Source organism: Spirillospora sp. NPDC046719 (assembly GCF_040645715.1).
Taxonomy (GTDB): Bacteria; Actinomycetota; Actinomycetes; order Streptosporangiales; family Streptosporangiaceae; genus Spirillospora.
In genome coordinates, this window is the sequence record NZ_JBEYYT010000186.1 from 555 (window position 1) to 17,422 (window position 16,868).

The window sequence follows — 16,868 nt, forward strand, 5'->3', positions numbered from 1 at the left end:
AGGCGTTTCGCGCGGAGCGCTAGCGGAGCGGGAAACGCCTTACCCGTCGTGACGGGGGTTCCAGGGGGTCGGCCCCCTGGGAAGACGCAGCACGAAGCGGGCGCCCTCCTCGTCGGTCTGGCGGTCGGCGAGGACGAGGGAGCCGCCGTGGGCGGCGGCGATGTCGCGGGAGATGGCGAGGCCGAGGCCGGTGCCGCCGGCGTCGCGGTGCCCGCCCTCGTTGAGCCGGGTGAACCGCTCGAAGACGCGCTCGCGGTCCTCGGGGCGGATGCCGGGTCCGTCGTCGATGATCTCGACGACGGCGGTCGCCGGCTCCTCGGTGCCGACGATCACGGTGACCGCGGTCCGGGCGTGCCGGTCGGCGTTGTCGATCAGGTTGGTGAGCAGCCGGGCCAGCTCGCTGCGCCCGGCGCTCACCGTCACGGGGCCTTCCGACAGGACGGTGACGCGGGCGCGGCGGGGGCGGCGCAGCACCTCCTGGTCGGCCAGTTCCGTCAGGTCCACGGTCTCGCGGGGGAAGTTGCGGTCGGCCTCCAGCCGGGCCAGCGCGAGCAGGTCGTCCACGACCGCGCCGACCCGGTCGGTGTTGTTGAGCAGGGCGCGCAGCGTGCTGGGCAGGTCGGTGGCCTCGGGGTCGGCGAGCGCCAGCTCCAGCTCCATCCGGAGCCCGGCGAGGGGGCTGCGCAGCTCGTGGGAGACGTCGACGACGAACGCGCGCTGCCGTGCCACCGCCTCCTCCAGCCGGTCCAGGGTGGCGTTGATGCTGTCGGCGAGCACCGCGATCTCGTCGCGCCGCTCCGGGACGGGGACGCGGCGCTGGATGTCGGTGGCGGTGATCTCGTCCAGCTCCTGGCGGATCGCCTCGACCGAGCGCAGCGCCTGGCTCGCCGACAGCCACGTCCCGTACCCGGCGAGGCCGGCGGTGGCGGGGATGCCGAGCGCGAGCAGCGCCGAGAGCAGCGGCCGCGGGAACAGGCCGGGCTCGGGCGCCAGGGTGTACACGAACTCCTCGCTGGGGCCCGGCAGGCCCACCCGGAACTCGACGATCTGGAAGCAGGGGCCGCCGGGCGCGTCGACGGCGCAGCTGCGGCCGTCGCGCCGGTCGTTGCCCGGCGGGGGCCGCGGGAACGCCAGTGGCGGCCGGCCCTGCATTCCGCTGCTGGCGGCGATGACGCGGTGCCGGGCGTCGACGACCTGCGCGAGCGTGTCGTCGACGGTGTAGATGTGCGGGACGGGCAGCACGCCGGCGTGGATCACGGTCGAGATGCGCCGGCCCTCGCGCGACAGCTCGTCGTTGACGCTGTTCTTCGCGTCCTGCCTGATCAGCACGATGAAGACCACGTAGAGGACGGTGGACAGCAAAAGCGCGGCGAGGGCCGCCGTGACCGTCACCCGGAACCGGACCCGCGAGCCGTGCAGCACGACCCCCCACGCCCAGCGGGTCAGGACCGCTGCGGCACGGCGGGGCCGGACACCGATGACGACCTCCCGGGTATGTTGCCGATACCCGGTGTTTCTTGCCTGAGCAGGGCAAACGCGACCGTGGGGGGCGGGTAAAAGATCGGTCCGCCCCGCGCGGCGTCAGTCGCCCAGGCCCCAGCGTTCGCGGATCGCCCGGTCCACCACGCCGAACAGCTGGTCGATCACGATCCCGATGACCAGGATCACGATCATGTAGGAGATCATCCCGGGCGCGTCGTTGAACTCGCGGGCCTGCGACAGCAGCACGCCCAGCGAGGTGGTGCTGCCGATGATCACCAGCAGCTCGCCGGCCATCAGGCTGCGCCACGCGAACGCCCAGCCCTGCTTCAGCCCGGCGACGAACGACGGCAGCGACGCGGGCATGATCAGGTGCCGGTACAGGTTCAGCCCGCGCAGCCCCATCACCTTCCCGGCGCGCAGCAGGATCGGCGGGGTGTAGTCGACGCCCGCGATGAGCCCGTTGGCGATGGACGGCGCCGCGCCCAGTACGACCACGAACAGGATCGCGCTCTCGCTCAGCTTGAACAGCATGATCGCGAGCGGGAACCAGGCGATCGACGGCATCGTCTGGAGCCCGGTGATCAGCGAGCCGAACGCGCGGCGCAGCACCCGGAACTGCGACACCAGCGCGCCGATCACGACGCCGAAGGCGATCGAGACGGCGTAGCCGATCAGCGCCCGCTGCATGGTGAGGCCGACGGCGCTCCAGAAGGAGGAGGTCGTGAGGTGGTCCCAGAGCACCGGGAGGGTGTCCTTGGGCCCGGGCAGGACGTAGGAGGGCTTCCATCCGCTCCACACCACGGCCTGCCAGACGAACAGCCCGATCAGGACGGCCGTGATGATCGGCCAGACCGCCGACCAGGCGCGCTGCAGGCTCCGGGCGCGGGTGGCGCCGCCGAGTTCGAGGGCGTCCAGCCCGGCCAGCTCCCGGTTCACCCGGCCGTTCCCCGCACCGGCCGTGTCCTTGGGCGCCGTGTCCTCGGGGATCGTGTCGGTCTCGGGGACGGCGGGGGCGTCGTGCCGGCTCGTGGTGTCATGCGCCATGGCGGCCGACCTCCTCTCGCAGCCGGTCGGTGATGGTCGCGGCGAGCTCGGCGACCTCGGTGGAGTCGATCCGCCGGGGCCGCTCGAAGGGGACGGGGAACTCCTGCACGACCCGGCCGGGCCGGCTGCTGAGCAGCACCACCCGGTCGCCGAGCCGCACCGCCTCGCGGACGTTGTGCGTGACGAACAGGACGGTGAGGCCGCGCTCGCGCCAGATCCGCTCGATCTCGTCGTGCAGCAGGTCGCGGGTCATCGCGTCGAGGGCGCCGAACGGCTCGTCCATCAGCAGCACGGTGCCCTGGCCGGAGTCGGAGTCGTCGACGGTCAGCGCGAGGGCGCGGGCGAGCGCGACGCGCTGGCGCATGCCGCCGGACAGCTGGTGCGGCCGCTTCTTCGCGAATCCGCCCAGGTGGACCGAGTCGAGCAGCTCTGCGGCGCGTTCGCGCCGGTCCTGCCGGGGGACGCCGCGCATCTTCAGCGCCAGCTCGATGTTCGCCGTGACGTTCAGCCACGGGAACAGCGCCGGCTCCTGGAACATCAGCGCGACCCGCGCGCCCTCGGTGTCGATGGTCCCGGCGCTGACCTGGTCGAGCCCGGCGACCAGGTTCAGCAGCGTGCTCTTGCCGCAGCCGGACGCGCCGAGCAGGCAGACGAACTCGCCGGGCGCCGCGTCCAGCGACACCTGGTCGAGCGCGAGCAGGGACGAGGTCCCGGACCCGAACGCCTTGGAGACGCCACGAAGCCGGACCGCGGCAGCGGTCCGGCTCGGGGCGGCCGTGACGGCCTGTGTCATTTGTCGCTGACCTGTGCCTTCCCGCTCGCCTTGAGCACGTCGTTGAGGGGGCCGAGCTCGTAGATCCCGTTCAGGTCGGTCTTCTGCAGCAGCCCGATCTGCTCGGCGTGCTGCGCGCCCGCGGTCAGCGACGAGGCGACCGGGTCGACGGTGAAGGTGATCGACTTGAACGCCGAGTCCAGGACGTTCGGCTTGAGGGGCTTGCCGCTCAGCTTGGTGAGGGCGTCGTTGGTGACCTTCTCGGCGTCGGCCTTGTTCTGGTTGATGTAGTCGGTGGCCTCGACGACGCCCTCCAGGAGCTTCTTCACCTCGTCCGGGTGCTTCTTCTCGAACTCCTGGCTGACGATGAGGTTGGTGATGACGAACTTGCCGCCGGGCCACAGCGACGACTCGTCCAGCAGCTTGACGCCCTTGTCCTCCAGGACCAGCCGGGAGGCGTAGGGCTCGGGGACCCAGGCGCCGTCGATGGTGCCCTGCTGGAAGGTCTGCAGCGTCTGCGAGTTGTCCTGCGGGATGATCTTGACGTCGCCGCTGCCGTCCTTGTTCGCGGTGAGCCCCTGCTGCTTGAGCCAGTACCGGACGGCGACGTCCTGGGTGTTGCCGAGCTGCGGCGTGGCGATCTTCTTGCCCTTGAGGTCCTGGGCGCTCTTGATCCCGGGCTTGACGATCAGGGCGACGCCGCCGGACGCCGCGCCGGAGATGATGTGCACCGCCTTGCCGTGGGACTGCGCCCAGGCGTTGATGGACGGGTTCGGGCCGACGAAGGTCGCGTCGATCGCGCCGGAGAACAGCGCCTCGACGGCCGCGGGACCGGCGTTGAAGGTGGCGGTCTTCGGCGCCTTGCCGAGGTGCTTGGCGAAGATGCCCTTCTCGACGCCGACGAGCGCGGTGGCATGCGTGATGTTCGGGAAGTACCCCAGCCTGAGCTGGGTGTCCGCACCGGACTTCCCATCGCCGCCGTCGTCGCCACAGGCGCTGAGCGTCCCCGCGCCGGCCAGGACGATCAGTGCCGCGGCGGCCGCGCGCCATCGGAGTCTGCGATGCATTGTCAGTAATCCCTACTTACACAGTGTGTTTGACGTGCTTAGTAGATAAGGTAGGCAATGATTTCGTCAAGTCGCTTGCGCGGCACGGTCGTGTAACGACCGGCGCCGCCGAACGGCGAGCCAGTTGGGCGGTACAGGGGGTGCCCGGGATAGGCTCGGTGACCGCACCGATCTGTCCCGTACCACCAGGGGGTTGCCCGTGTCGTCCATCGAGGCCGTACTCGCCCGGGAGATCCTCGACTCCCGCGGCAATCCGACCGTCGAGGTCGAGGTGCTGCTCGCCGACGGCACCGAGGCCCGCGCCGCCGTCCCGAGCGGCGCCTCCACCGGGCAGTTCGAGGCCGTCGAGCTGCGCGACAAGGACGAGCGGTACGGCGGCAAGGGCGTCCGCAAGGCCGTCAAGGCGGTCAACGAGACCATCGACGAGAAGCTCGTCGGCTACCCCGCCTCCGACCAGCGGCTGATCGACCAGCTGCTGAACGACCTGGACGGCACGCCGGCCAAGTCCGAGCTCGGCGCCAACGCGATCCTCGGCGTCAGCCTCGCCGTCGCCAAGGCCGCCGCCGACTCCGCCGGGCTGCCGCTGTTCCGCTACGTCGGCGGCCCGAACGCGCACCTGCTGCCCGTCCCGATGATGAACATCCTGAACGGCGGCGCGCACGCGGACAGCAACGTCGACGTCCAGGAGTTCATGATCGCGCCGATCGGCGCCGCGACCTTCGCCGAGGCGCTGCGCTGGGGCGCCGAGACCTACCACGCGCTGAAGTCGGTGCTGAAGTCCCGCGGGCTGAGCACCGGGCTCGGCGACGAGGGCGGCTTCGCGCCGGACCTGCCGAGCAACCGCGACGCGCTCGACCTGATCGTCGAGGCGATCGGCAAGGCCGGCTTCACCCCCGGCCGCGACATCGCGCTCGCCCTGGACGTCGCCGCCAGCGAGTTCCACGCCGACGGCCAGTACGCCTTCGAGGGCACCAAGCGCTCGTCCGACGACATGGCCGCCTACTACGGCGAGCTGCTCGGCAACTACCCGCTCGTCTCCATCGAGGACCCCCTCGACGAGGAGGACTGGACGGGCTGGGAGGGCCTCACCGCCGCCGTCGGCGACCGCGTGCAGATCGTCGGCGACGACCTGTTCGTCACCAACCCCGAGCGGCTCGGCCGCGGCATCGAGGCGGGCGCCGCGAACGCGCTGCTGGTGAAGGTCAACCAGATCGGCACGCTCAGCGAGACGCTCGACGCGGTGTCGCTCGCGCAGAGCAGCGGCTACCGCTGCATGATGAGCCACCGGTCCGGCGAGACCGAGGACACCACGATCGCCGACCTCGCCGTCGCGACCAACTGCGGCCAGATCAAGACCGGCGCCCCGGCCCGCAGCGACCGCGTCGCCAAGTACAACCAGCTGCTGCGCATCGAGGAGCTGCTGGACGACGCGGCCCGCTACGCCGGCGCCGCCGCGTTCCCGCGCTTCGACGCGCAGGGCGCCTGACGGGCCCGTGTCCCGGGACGAGCGGGACGACCCCCGGGGAGACGACTCCCCGGGGGCCGGCGAGCGCCGTGCCAGCCCCGCGCTGACCAGCCGCGCCGCGATCCTCGCGGTGGTGATGTGCGCGATCGCGCTGAGCCTCGCCTACCCTGTGCGCGAGTACATCGCGCAGCGCAAGGAGATCTCCGATCTCCAGCGCAAGCAGTCCGCGGCGCGCAAGAGGGTGGACGAACTCGCCCAACGCAAGCGGCAACTAGGGGACAAGTCGTACATTGAGCGTGAGGCGACACGAAGGCTGCACTACTGCCGCCCGGACGTGACGTGTTACATCGTGCTGGACGGCGGCGGGGACGACGGGCGCAAGGCCCGCAACGACGGTCCGGCGAGCCGGCCGCCGTGGTACGAGACGTTGTGGCGGTCGGTGGAGACCGCCGACAGGCCGCGCTGATCCCGTTCCGCGGCCGGGCGGGACGGGCGGCCGCGACCGGCGGGTGGGGCCGGGCGCGGGCGGACCGGAGGTGCGGCAGGCCGAGACGGATCGCGGGATCCGCGGGTGGGGACGAATGATCGACGAACGTTGCACAGGGGCATCCGGACCGGCGTCCGAGCGGGACGTCGCGGCGGTGGCGGCGCAGCTCGGACGGGAGCCGCGCGGCATCCGCGGGGTCGCCTACCGCTGCCCGTGCGGGCTGCCGGCGGTGCTGGAGACGGCGCCGCGGCTCCCCGACGGCACCCCGTTCCCGACGCTGTTCTACCTGACCTGCCCGAAGGCGGCGTCGGCGATCGGCACGCTGGAGGGGAGCGGCGCCATGCGGGAGATGCAGGCGCGCCTCGCCGACGACCCGGCGCTGAAGGCCGCGTACACCGCCGCCCACGAGGACTACCTGCGCCGCCGCGACGAGGCCGCCCGCGAGGACGGGATCGAGCCGCTGCCGGCGGGCATGCAGAGCGCGGGCGGGATGCCGGAGCGGGTGAAGTGCCTGCACGCCCTGGTCGCGCACGAGCTGGCCGTGCCGGGCGGCAACCCGTTCGGCCGCGAGGCGCTGGCGGCGCTGCCCGAGTGGTGGCGCTCCGGCCCGTGCGTGTGCGTCGACCCCGCCGACCCCGCCGACCCGGCCGACCCCGCAGACCCGGCGGCCGCCCGGGCCCCCGCCGACCGGGACCCCGCCGCCCAGGACGCCCCCGACGCCGAGGAGACCAAGTGACGCGCGTCGCCGCCATCGACTGCGGGACCAACTCGGTCCGCCTGCTGATCGCCGACATCGCCCCCGGCCCCGACGGCGGCTCGCTCACCGACGTCGAGCGCCGCATGGAGATCGTCCGGCTGGGCGAGGGCGTCGACGAGACCGGCCGGCTGTCGACCGCCGCGCTGGACCGGACGTTCACCGCGATGCGCGGGTACGCCGAGCTGATCGAGCGGCACGGGTCGGAGACGGGGGAGGGCCCGATCAAGACCCGGGTGGTCGCGACCAGCGCCACCCGCGACGCCGAGAACCGGGCCGACTTCGTCAGCGGCGTCGTCGACATCTTCGGCGTCGTCCCCGAGGTGATCAGCGGGGACGAGGAGGCGGAGCTGTCGTTCACCGGCGCCACCCGGGAGCTGGCCGAGCTGCGCCCGGCCCGCCCCTACCTGGTCGTCGACATCGGCGGCGGGTCCACCGAGTTCGTGCTCGGCACCTCGTCGGTGGAGGCGGCCCGGTCGGTCGACATCGGCTGCGTCCGGATGACCGAGCGGCACCTGCGCGACGGCGACCCCCCGTCCCCGGAGCAGATCTCCAACACGGTCGCCGACATCGACGCGGCCCTCGCCGAGGTGCGCCGCACGGTGCCGGTCGACGAGGCGCGCACGCTGGTCGGCCTCGCCGGGTCCGTCACGACGGTCTCCGGCATCGCGATGGACCTGCCGGAGTACGACTCGTCCCGGATCCACCTGTCCCGGGTCACCGCGGCGCAGGTGCACGAGGTGACGCGGCGGCTGCTGCACGCGACGCGGGCCGAGCGCGCGGAGATCGGCGTCATGCACCCGGGCCGGGTGGACGTGATCGGCGCGGGCTCGCTGATCCTGGACCGGATCATGCGCGAGTACGGGTTCGGCGCGGTCGTGGTCAGCGAGCGCGACATCCTCGACGGGATCGCCTGGTCGCTGGTCTGACCTCCGGCCCGCGCCCGGCGGGCCCCCGGCGCCCGGTCAGCCCTTGAGGGACGACAGCAGCGCGGGGATCAGCACCGCGTTCGGGTTCTGCTGCGGGACGTACAGGACCGGCGCCGGGCTCGCGGCCTGCCGGATCCAGACCCGGCCGCCGTCGACGACGGCGCCGGAGATCGACGACCAGCTCAGCGACACCCGGTCGCCGCGCACGCCGCCCGGGTGGACGGTGAGGCCCTGCGCGACGTCCACCGACTCGCCCGCGCGGACGCGCCCGGCCAGCTCGGCGACCATCCGCGGTTCCGCGCACGCCTGGCACAGCTGGATCAGCCGCCCCCAGACCGTCTCGGGCTCGATCGTCCCGCCCGCCTCGATGACGACCTCGACGCGCAGGCCGCCGTGGAACGGGTGCCGGCCGGCCTGGAAGATCCACCGGGTGCCGGGGGCCTGGCCGAATCCGGCCGGGATCTGCGCGGCCCAGTAGGCGACCCATTCGACGTGCGGCCACGCCAGCGCCGCCTGCCCGTACGCGACGCCCTGCTCGTCGGCGTGCAGGCGCTGCCCGTGCACGGTCGCGGCGACGCCCTGGCCGACGGGCGGCCCGCCCCAGGAGGGCTGCCGGGCGTGGCCGGGGTACGGCTCGGACGGCCGCCCTCCCGGGGCGGGCCGCTCCTGCTCCGGCGTGCGGGCGCGCGGCGGGCGGTCGGGTTCGGGGTTGAGGCGGTCGGTCCAGGTCCGGCCGTCCCACCAGCGCAGGCTGCCGGTTCCGTAGGGGTCGGGATACCAGCCCGGTTGCGACAAGGCATGCCTCCGCTCGGCAATGGCGCACGCCGGACACCCCGCGTCCCCGACCGGCGGAACCGCATCGTACCGAGGGCCGTCGCCGGGGCGTGCGAGGATCGAGGGCATGACCGACGCGCGCGCTCCCCATGTGCCACCTGGGACGGGATGGCCCGATGATCCCGCCGCCCCGGACACCCCCGTCGCGCACGGCGCGGGCGACGTGATCGAGCTCGCCGCCGGGGCGCCGGACCTGGCGGAGCTGTGCGCGCGGCAGTCGGTGTGCCGGGCGTGCGACCGGCTGGTGGAGTGGCGGGAGAAGGTCGCGGTGGAGCGGCGGCGCGCGTTCGCCGGCGAGGAGTACTGGGGGCGGCCGATCCCCGGCTGGGGCGACCCGGAGCCGCGCATCCTGATCGTGGGGCTGGCGCCCGCGGCGCACGGCGGCAACCGCACCGGCCGGATCTTCACCGGCGACCGGTCGGGCGACTGGCTGTTCGCGTCGCTGCACCGGGTGGGGCTCGCGTCGCAGGCCACGAGCGTGCACGCGGGCGACGGGCAGCGGCTGATCGGCGCGCGGATGGCCGCGACCGTGCGGTGCGCGCCGCCCGACAACAAGCCGACGCCGCTGGAGCGCACGACGTGCCTGCCGTGGCTGGCGCGCGAGGTCGAGGACGTCGCGGGGAGCGTCCGGTGCATCGTGTGCCTCGGCGGGTTCGCGTGGCAGGGCGTGTGGCCCGCGCTGAAGCAGGCCGGATACGAGGTGCCGCGGCCGCGCCCGAAGTTCGGGCACGCCGCGGAGGTCGAGCTGGCGCCGCCGCCCTCGGCGGCCCGCCGCGATCCGGTGCTGCTGCTGGGGTGTTACCACCCGAGCCAGCAGAACACCTTCACCGGACGGGTCACCGAGGGCATGCTCGACGCCGTCTTCGTCCGCGCTCGCGACTACGCGTAGCGCGCCGCGTCCGCGCGGAGGCGGGTCACATCTTGCCGAGCTGGATCGGCGTCAGCCGGATCTGGCCCTGCTGGCAGACCGGGCCGCCGATCCAGCTGGTGCTGATGAAGGTCGTCTGGTTCGGCGGGATGACGTGCAGCGCCCTCGCCGTGGGCTCGCACTGGCCGGTCTCGCTCTCGCCCTCGCCCGGGACGACGCCCCAGTGCAGCTGCTCGTAGGCGGACGCGCCGGCGGGGATCGTGATCGTGCGGGCGGTGCCCTCGCGGACGACCTTCGTCGGGAGCGCGCCGGCGGCGTTGACGAGGCCGAGCCCGGACCAGCCGCCGGTCGTGCAGGACGTCCCGGAGTTGTTCGTCAGCTGGAGGGTGCCGTACCGCTGCCCGGCCCCCGGGTCCCCATTGGAGTACGCGGACGCGTGGAGGTCGGACGTCGTGCAGTGCCGGACCCCGGTGCCGTTGGGGCGGGAGCCGGTGCCGGTTCCGGTCGTGGTGGAGGTACCGCTTCCGCCGTTGGTTCCGCTATGGTGTGGGGAGCCGTTCTGCGTGGACGTACTGGCGGGCGGGCTGCCTTCGTTGGACGAGGGGCTGGCGGTGAAGCTGGCGTCGCATCCGGTGAGGGCTGCGGTCAGCGCCGCTGCGGCCACGGTTCCCCAGATGATTCGTTGCATGTTCGCACACCCCTAATACGAGTCGTCGACGGTGGGGCAGGGCCTTGGCCAAGCGGCCGCTGAAGCCGCGCCGACCGGCCCCTGTTCCGGTCGCCGTCCGCGGCGCTTGGCGCCCCCGTGCGGCCCTGTCCCCGTTCCGTCCTCTCTCTGGCTGGTACATACGGTGAGATGCCGGGGTGCCCGGGGAAGTTCGCGCCTTCAGACGATCTTTCCGCTGTGACGCGTTTGGCGTGATCCGGTGGCGGATGCGGGTATCGGTCCCGTTATGCCTTCCGAGCGCAAGCACATCGTGATCGTCGGCGGCGGCTACGTCGGCATGTACACGGCCCTGCGGCTGCAGAAGCGGCTGCGCGGCGAGCTGCGGCGCGGCGAGATCGCCGTCACCGTCATCGACCCCCAGTCCTACATGACCTACCAGCCGTTCCTTCCGGAGGCTGCGGCCGGGAACCTGGAACCGCGGCACGTCGTCGCGCCGCTGCGCCGCGTCCTGCCGCGCTGCCGGATCGTCAACGGGTACGTCACGCGGATCGAGCACGCCTCGCGCAGCCTGACCGTCCGGCCGGCGGGCGCGCGGAGCGCGGGGGTGCCGGAGCGGACGATCGGCTACGACCTGCTCGTGGTGGCGCTCGGCTCGATCTCCCGCACGCTGCCCATTCCCGGCCTCGCCGAGTGCGGGATCGGCTTCAAGACGGTCGAGGAGGCCATCTTCCTGCGCAACCACGTGCTGCACCAGCTCGACATCGCGGCCTCCAACCCCGACGACGAGGAGGTCCGCAGGCGGGCGCTGACGTTCGTGTTCGTCGGCGCCGGGTTCGCCGGGATCGAGGCGCTCGCCGAGCTGGAGGACCTGGCCCGCGACGCCTGCAAGTTCTATCCGAACATCGACCCGTCCGACATGCGCTGGATGATGGTCGAGGCGACGGACCGGATCCTGCCCGAGGTCGGCCCCGAGATGGGCCGGTGGACGGCGGAGGCGCTGCGCCGCCGCGGCATCGAGGTGAAGCTCCAGACGATGCTGAAGTCCGCCGAGAAGCGGCACATCGTGCTGAGCGACGGCGACGAGTTCGACGCCGGCACCCTCGTCTGGACCGCCGGGGTGAAGCCGCACCCCGTCGTCAAGGACAGCGACCTGCCGCTGGACGACAAGAGCCGGATCAAGACGACCGACCAGCTCACCGTCGAGGGCCTGGAGGGCGTCTACGCGGCGGGGGACAACGCGGCCGTGCCCGACCGGTCCGGCTTCGCCGAGTTCACCGCGCCGAACGCGCAGCACGCGGTCCGGCAGGCGAAGCGGCTGGGCGACAACATCGTGGCGGACCTGCGCGGCAAGCCCCGCAAGACCTACGAGCACAAGTACGTCGGGTCCGTCGCGAGCCTGGGCCTGCACAAGGGCGTCGCGAACGTCTACGGGGTCAAGCTGCGCGGGCTGCCCGCGTGGGTCATGCACCGCACCTATCACCTGTCGCGGATGCCGACCGTCAACCGGAAGTTCCGCATCACCGCGGACTGGACGCTGGCGCTGTTCTTCCGGCGCGAGATCGTCTCGCTGGGCGAGCTGGAGTCGCCCCGCCAGGAGTTCGAGCTGGCGGCGGGCCGCAGCACCGAGGGCGCGTGAGGGGGTGCGTCCACCGCGGTCCGGCCCCGGGGCGGCCGGTCGGCGGCGCGCCGCCCCGGGTGCGCTGACCTGGCCGTCTCCGGCGTCACCGTCCGGATATGATGACGCCGCCCCTGTAGCCCAATGGCAGAGGCGGGCTCCCTAAAAGAGCCATTGTGTCGGTTCGAGTCCGACCAGGGGCACCCTGCGCGCACCGATCAGCCCCTCGCCGACCGCGGTCGGCGAGGGGCTGATCGCGCGTGGGATCTCTGCGCCAGGGTCGTGGCGTCTGCTCGGGCGCAGCGGCACGACGGCGGGGGCGTCCGCTGGCGGGATCCCACCAGGTCCGTACGGCGTTTTCAGCCGGTATGCGGTTGTCGGCGGCTCGCGAGGCGCTCAGTAGTGGCGCTCGCGGCGCGCCCGCTCGTGCTCGCGGACGAGGGCGGAGGCGTAGCCGTGGGAGAGGTTGTGCTCCTCGGCCAGCCAGGTGCTCCGTTCCTCGCAGCGGGTGAACGAGGGACCGTTCTCGATCGTCGAGAACCACTCGGGAAGGTCACGTCCGGTGACCAACGGGATGCGGGCGATCAGCTTGCTGTGCGTCTCCGGCGAGTGGTTCAGTGACAATTGGCACCTCCAGGTCGCGGGGCTCTTCCTGGCACTCTGCAACACCGGCCCGTATGTGACAACCCCCTAACGGGGACCTATCTATTACGTTACGTAGATCATTCGTAACGGGGATATTCTCCGGAAAGCGCAGGTGGCCCGCACCCGGCGCGCGAGCGCTCGGGACGGGCCACCGCGGGCCGCTCGGGCCGCTCGGGACCGCTCGTCAGGAGAGCCGCTCCAGGACCATCGCCATGCCCTGGCCGCCGCCCACGCACATGGTCTCCAGCCCGAACTGCTTGTCGTGGAACTTCAGGCTGTTCACCAGCGTGGAGGTGATCCGGGCGCCGGTCATGCCGAACGGGTGGCCGACCGCGATCGCGCCGCCGTTGACGTTCAGCTTGTCGAGGTCGATGCCGAGGTCCTCGGCGGACGGCAGCACCTGCGCGGCGAACGCCTCGTTGATCTCGACGAGGTCGATGTCGCCGATGGTCATGCCGGCCTTGGCGAGCGCCTTGCGGGACGCCTCCACCGGGCCGAGGCCCATGATCTCGGGGGACAGGCCGGTGACGCCGGTCGAGACGATCCGGGCCAGCGGCGTGAGGCCGAGCTCGGCGGCCTTGGTGTCGCTCATGATGACGACCGCGGCGGCGCCGTCGTTCAGCGGGCAGCAGTTGCCCGCGGTGACGGTCCCGTCCGGGCGGAACACCGGCTGGAGCTGCGACACCTTCTCGTAGGTGGTGCCGGGCCGGGGGCCGTCGTCCTTGGCCACCACGGTGCCGTCGGGCAGCGTGACGGGGGTGATGTCCTTCTCCCAGAACCCGTTGGCGAGGGCCTTCTCCGCCAGGTTCTGCGAGCGGACGCCGAACTCGTCCTGCGCCTGCCGGCTGACGCCGCGCATCCCGGCGACGTTCTCGGCGGTCTGCCCCATCGCGATGTAGATGTCGGGGACCTGGTCGTCCTGGCGCGGGTCGTGCCACACCGGCGCGCCGCCCTCGGCGGTCTTGGCGGTGCGGGCCTGCGCGTCGGCGAAGACCGGGTTCTGGGTGTCGGGCAGCCCGTCGCTGCTGCCCTTGGCGAACCGGCTGACGGTCTCGACGCCGGCCGACACGATGACGTCCGCCTCGCCGGCCTTGATCGCGTGCAGCGCCATCCGGGTCGTCTGGAGCGAGGACGAGCAGTAGCGGGTGATGGTCGCGCCGGGCACGTTGTCCCAGCCGAGCAGGACCGACACCACGCGGGCCATGTTGTAGCCCTGCTCGCCGCCGGGCAGCCCGCAGCCGAGCAGCAGGTCGTCGATCTGCGACGGGTCCAGCTGGGGGACCTTCGCCATCGCGGCGGTGATCATCTGGGCGGTGAGGTCGTCGGGCCGGATGTCCTTCAGCGACCCCTTGAAGGCGCGTCCGATGGGCGAGCGCGCGGTGGCGACGATGACTGCCTCGGGCATGTGCGGGTCTCCTGTCTCAGCGGCCGTCTCCGGGCCCGGCGCGACCGTCGCGGCGGACGGTGTTACTCGCCGGTCACCAGCAATCTAGCTCCCGCGCCGCACCCGCGCGCAACCCGGCCCCTCCGGCTGTGTTGACAGTGAGTCTAATAAGTGCCCGCTTACTCACCTGGACGAACGATCCCGGCCGGACCGGCCGCGTCAGGCGATGTCCGGAGCGACGGCCGGGGACGGCGGCGTGGTGTCGGCGGCCGGCGCGGAGCGGCGGCGCAGCAGCCGCGCCCACCGCCCCCGGGGACCCCGGTCGCGCCCCGCGACGGAGGCGCCCGACACCTCCGTGCCGGAGATCTCCGCCGCCTCGGCCGCCGCCAGGTACACCGGCAGCACGTCCTCGCCGAGCCGCGGATCCGGCAGCGCGCCGAGATCGGGCTCCAGGCCGAGCGCGTGCGCCATCGACGGCAGCACCGCCGCCGCGGCGGCGGCATAGCCCCGCGCGGACGGGTGGTAGCGGTCCTCGCTGAACATCGAGATCGGGTCCGCGGCGAACTCGCGGCCCAGCAGGTCGCCGAGCGACACCGACCGCGCGCCCTGCTCCACCGCCGCGATCGTCTGCGCCGCGGCCAGCTGCCGGCTCGCCCGCCGCGCGATCCACTTCAGCGGCTGCATCAGCGGCTTGATCGTGCCGAGGTCGGGGCACGTGCCGACGACCACCTGGCAGCCCGCCGCGCGCAACCGCACCACCGCGTCCGACAGGTGCCGCACGGACGTGCCGGCCGGCACCCGGCCCGTCACGTCGTTCGTGCCGACCATGATGATGGCGAGATCCGGGCGGGCCTCCAGCGCCCGCTCGGTCTGGCCCTCCAGCTCGGCGGACCGGGCGCCCGAGCGCGCCACGTTCGTCATCCGGACGGGCCGCTCCGCGATCGCCGCCAGCCCCGCGGCCAGCATCGCCCCCGGCGTCTCCTCGGCGGTGTGGACGCCGAGCCCCGCCGCGGTCGAGTCGCCCAGCATCACCAGCGACAGCGGCCGGCCGGAGAGCGCCTCGCCGTAGAGGCCGTCCGCCGCCGGCGGATCGCCGTTCGGCGTCGCCTGAATGATCTTGCGGGCGAGCTTGGCCTCCGCCACGAGCAGCCCGAACGTGATGCCGCCGAGGGCCGTGATGCCCCCGCCCCCGTAGGCCGCGGCCGCCGCGATCCGGCGCGCCGTGAACGCTCTCAGCATGTCCGATGACCCTCCGTGATCGAGTTGTACCCTCGCGGAGACCGTTCGATGCCCGCGGGGCCGATCTCGGCTACCGTCGGTGCTGGGGCATCCCCCCGATCGCGCGTCCGGTTCCCCCTGCGTCACACGCTGCTGGAACGGGAGCGCGACCCGTTGAATTCCGACACACACACTGGACAAGGACGTCGCGGTGCACGTACACGACTCGCTCGTCGAGCTGATGGGCAACACCCCTCTCGTTCGGCTGCGCAAGGTGACCGGCGGCTCGGTGAACGAGCGCGGCCCGCAGGTGCTGGCCAAGGTGGAGTACTTCAATCCCGGCGGCTCGGTGAAGGACCGCATCGCGGTCCGGATGATCGACGCCGCGGAGGCGTCCGGCGAGCTGCGGCCGGGCGGGACGATCGTCGAGCCGACGTCCGGCAACACCGGCGTGGGGCTGGCCATCGTCGCGCAGGAGCGCGGCTACAAGTGCGTCTTCGTCTGCCCGGACAAGGTCGCCAAGGACAAGGTGGACGTGCTGCGCGCGTACGGCGCGGAGGTCGTGGTCTGCCCGACGGCCGTCTCGCCGGAGCACCCCGACTCCTACTACTCGGTCTCCGACCGGCTGGCCGCCGAGATCCCCGGCGCCTGGAAGCCGAACCAGTACACCAACCCGCAGAACCCGGTGTCGCACTACGAGACGACGGGCCCGGAGCTGTGGGAGCAGACCGAGGGCCGCATCACCCACTTCGTCGCGGGCATCGGCACCGGCGGCACCATCAGCGGCACCGGCAAGTACCTCAAGGAGGTCTCCGGCGGGCGCGTGAAGATCATCGGCGCCGACCCGGAGGGCTCGGTGTACTCGGGCGGCTCGGGCCGCCCCTACCTGACCGAGGGCGTCGGCGAGGACATCTGGCCGGAGACCTACGACCGCGACATCTGCGACGACGTCATCGCGGTCTCCGACAAGGACTCCTTCCTCATGACCCGCCGGCTGGCCCGCGAGGAGGCCCTCCTCGTCGGCGGCTCCTGCGGGATGGCGGTCGTCGCGGCCCTCCGCGTCGCCGCCGAGGCCGGCCCGGACGCGGTCATCGTGGTGCTGCTCCCCGACGGCGGCCGCGGCTACCTCAGCAAGATCTTCAACGACAGCTGGATGGAGGACTACGGGTTCCTACCGTCCTCCACCGAAGAGGCCCGCGTGAACGAGGTGCTGACCCGCAAGGGCGGGGCGCTGCCGGAGTTCGTGCACGTCCACCCGCACGAGAGCGTGCAGACCGCCATCTCGATCATGCGCGAGTACGAGGTGTCGCAGCTGCCGGTGATGAAGGAGGAGCCGCCGGTGATGGCGGCCGAGGTGATCGGCTCGGTCGTGGAGAGCGAGCTGCTCGACGTCCTGGTCAAGGAGCGCTCCGGCCTGCTGGACCCGGTGGAGGCGCACATGTCCGCGCCGCTGCCGACGATCGGCTCCGGCGAGCCGGTGAGCAAGGCCGTCGGCGTCCTGGAGAAGTCGGGCGCCGCCGTCGTCCTCGTGGACGGCAAGCCCAAGGGCCTCATCACCCGCCAGGACCTCCTCGCCTACCTGGCCGACCCGAACAACTGACGTCCGCGAACCGAGCGCCGGAGCCCGGGGACGGCCG

Annotated in this window: 16 protein-coding genes and 1 tRNA gene; 8 read left to right on the forward strand and 9 right to left on the reverse strand. The window is 72.6% G+C overall.

Annotated features, from left to right (window positions below):
• Positions 1–39: 39 nt before the first annotated feature.
• From ABZ914_RS28010 to ABZ914_RS28025, 4 genes are all read right to left on the reverse strand, one after another.
• Positions 40–1,422, reverse strand: coding sequence for a sensor histidine kinase (locus ABZ914_RS28010; RefSeq protein WP_500196831.1), 1,383 nt, complete (start codon positions 1,420–1,422; stop codon positions 40–42).
• 159 nt (positions 1,423–1,581) lie between these two features.
• On the reverse strand, positions 1,582–2,526 hold the full coding sequence (locus tag ABZ914_RS28015) for an ABC transporter permease (protein ID WP_500196832.1): 945 nt from the start codon (positions 2,524–2,526) through the stop codon (positions 1,582–1,584).
• Positions 2,516–3,319 (reverse strand): ABC transporter ATP-binding protein, encoded by an 804-nt coding sequence (locus tag ABZ914_RS28020; protein ID WP_500196833.1) that lies wholly within the window; start codon positions 3,317–3,319, stop codon positions 2,516–2,518. Before ABZ914_RS28020 ends, ABZ914_RS28015 begins: the two co-directional genes overlap by 11 nt.
• Positions 3,316–4,365, reverse strand: a complete 1,050-nt coding sequence (locus ABZ914_RS28025; RefSeq protein WP_500196834.1) for an ABC transporter substrate-binding protein — start codon at positions 4,363–4,365, stop codon at positions 3,316–3,318. Before ABZ914_RS28025 ends, ABZ914_RS28020 begins: the two co-directional genes overlap by 4 nt.
• Before the next feature lie 199 nt (positions 4,366–4,564).
• On the opposite strand from ABZ914_RS28025, the gene eno reads away from it, so the two are divergent.
• The 4 genes from eno (at position 4,565) to ABZ914_RS28045 (ending at position 8,000) form a co-directional block, all read left to right on the forward strand.
• Positions 4,565–5,851, forward strand: coding sequence for a phosphopyruvate hydratase (gene eno, locus ABZ914_RS28030; protein ID WP_190861587.1), 1,287 nt, complete (start codon positions 4,565–4,567; stop codon positions 5,849–5,851).
• Between the two features lie 7 nt (positions 5,852–5,858).
• Positions 5,859–6,296, forward strand: a complete 438-nt coding sequence (locus tag ABZ914_RS28035; RefSeq protein ID WP_347256894.1) for an FtsB family cell division protein — start codon at positions 5,859–5,861, stop codon at positions 6,294–6,296.
• 115 nt (positions 6,297–6,411) lie between these two features.
• Positions 6,412–7,053 (forward strand): DUF501 domain-containing protein, encoded by a 642-nt coding sequence (locus tag ABZ914_RS28040; RefSeq protein WP_500196835.1) that lies wholly within the window; start codon positions 6,412–6,414, stop codon positions 7,051–7,053.
• Positions 7,050–8,000, forward strand: a complete 951-nt coding sequence (locus tag ABZ914_RS28045) for a Ppx/GppA phosphatase family protein (RefSeq protein WP_500196836.1) — start codon at positions 7,050–7,052, stop codon at positions 7,998–8,000. The genes ABZ914_RS28040 and ABZ914_RS28045 overlap by 4 nt, the downstream gene beginning before the upstream one ends.
• A gap of 36 nt (positions 8,001–8,036) precedes the next feature.
• On the opposite strand, the gene ABZ914_RS28050 is transcribed toward ABZ914_RS28045, so the two are convergent.
• Entirely contained in the window at positions 8,037–8,795 is a 759-nt protein-coding gene (locus tag ABZ914_RS28050) for a DUF2510 domain-containing protein (RefSeq protein ID WP_500196837.1), read from the reverse strand.
• A 106-nt stretch (positions 8,796–8,901) separates the two neighbouring features.
• On the opposite strand from ABZ914_RS28050, the gene ABZ914_RS28055 reads away from it, so the two are divergent.
• Positions 8,902–9,723, forward strand: coding sequence for a uracil-DNA glycosylase (locus ABZ914_RS28055; RefSeq protein ID WP_500196838.1), 822 nt, complete (start codon positions 8,902–8,904; stop codon positions 9,721–9,723).
• A gap of 25 nt (positions 9,724–9,748) precedes the next feature.
• On the opposite strand, the gene ABZ914_RS28060 is transcribed toward ABZ914_RS28055, so the two are convergent.
• The gene (locus ABZ914_RS28060; protein ID WP_500196839.1) at positions 9,749–10,390 is read right to left on the reverse strand and encodes a DUF4232 domain-containing protein; all 642 of its coding nucleotides are present in this window, start codon (positions 10,388–10,390) and stop codon (positions 9,749–9,751) included.
• Between the two features lie 265 nt (positions 10,391–10,655).
• Between ABZ914_RS28060 and ABZ914_RS28065 the strand changes: the two genes are divergently transcribed.
• The gene (locus ABZ914_RS28065) at positions 10,656–12,005 is read left to right on the forward strand and encodes an NAD(P)/FAD-dependent oxidoreductase (protein WP_500196840.1); all 1,350 of its coding nucleotides are present in this window, start codon (positions 10,656–10,658) and stop codon (positions 12,003–12,005) included.
• A gap of 109 nt (positions 12,006–12,114) precedes the next feature.
• Positions 12,115–12,187: transfer RNA gene (locus tag ABZ914_RS28070), tRNA-Leu, on the forward strand.
• A 193-nt stretch (positions 12,188–12,380) separates the two neighbouring features.
• Here the strand turns inward: ABZ914_RS28070 and ABZ914_RS28075 are convergent.
• The 3 genes from ABZ914_RS28075 to ABZ914_RS28085 form a co-directional block, all read right to left on the reverse strand.
• The gene (locus ABZ914_RS28075) at positions 12,381–12,608 is read right to left on the reverse strand and encodes a DUF4287 domain-containing protein (RefSeq protein ID WP_208265009.1); all 228 of its coding nucleotides are present in this window, start codon (positions 12,606–12,608) and stop codon (positions 12,381–12,383) included.
• Positions 12,609–12,813: 205 nt separating this feature from the next.
• Positions 12,814–14,034 carry an acetyl-CoA C-acetyltransferase gene (locus tag ABZ914_RS28080; RefSeq protein WP_433148225.1) on the reverse strand — a complete coding sequence of 407 codons (1,221 nt, stop codon included), beginning with the start codon at positions 14,032–14,034 and terminating at the stop codon, positions 12,814–12,816.
• A 198-nt stretch (positions 14,035–14,232) separates the two neighbouring features.
• The gene (locus tag ABZ914_RS28085; RefSeq protein WP_500196841.1) at positions 14,233–15,252 is read right to left on the reverse strand and encodes an SGNH/GDSL hydrolase family protein; all 1,020 of its coding nucleotides are present in this window, start codon (positions 15,250–15,252) and stop codon (positions 14,233–14,235) included.
• Between the two features lie 190 nt (positions 15,253–15,442).
• On the opposite strand from ABZ914_RS28085, the gene ABZ914_RS28090 reads away from it, so the two are divergent.
• Positions 15,443–16,831 carry a cystathionine beta-synthase gene (locus ABZ914_RS28090; RefSeq protein ID WP_190861615.1) on the forward strand — a complete coding sequence of 463 codons (1,389 nt, stop codon included), beginning with the start codon at positions 15,443–15,445 and terminating at the stop codon, positions 16,829–16,831.
• Positions 16,832–16,868 lie beyond the last annotated feature (37 nt).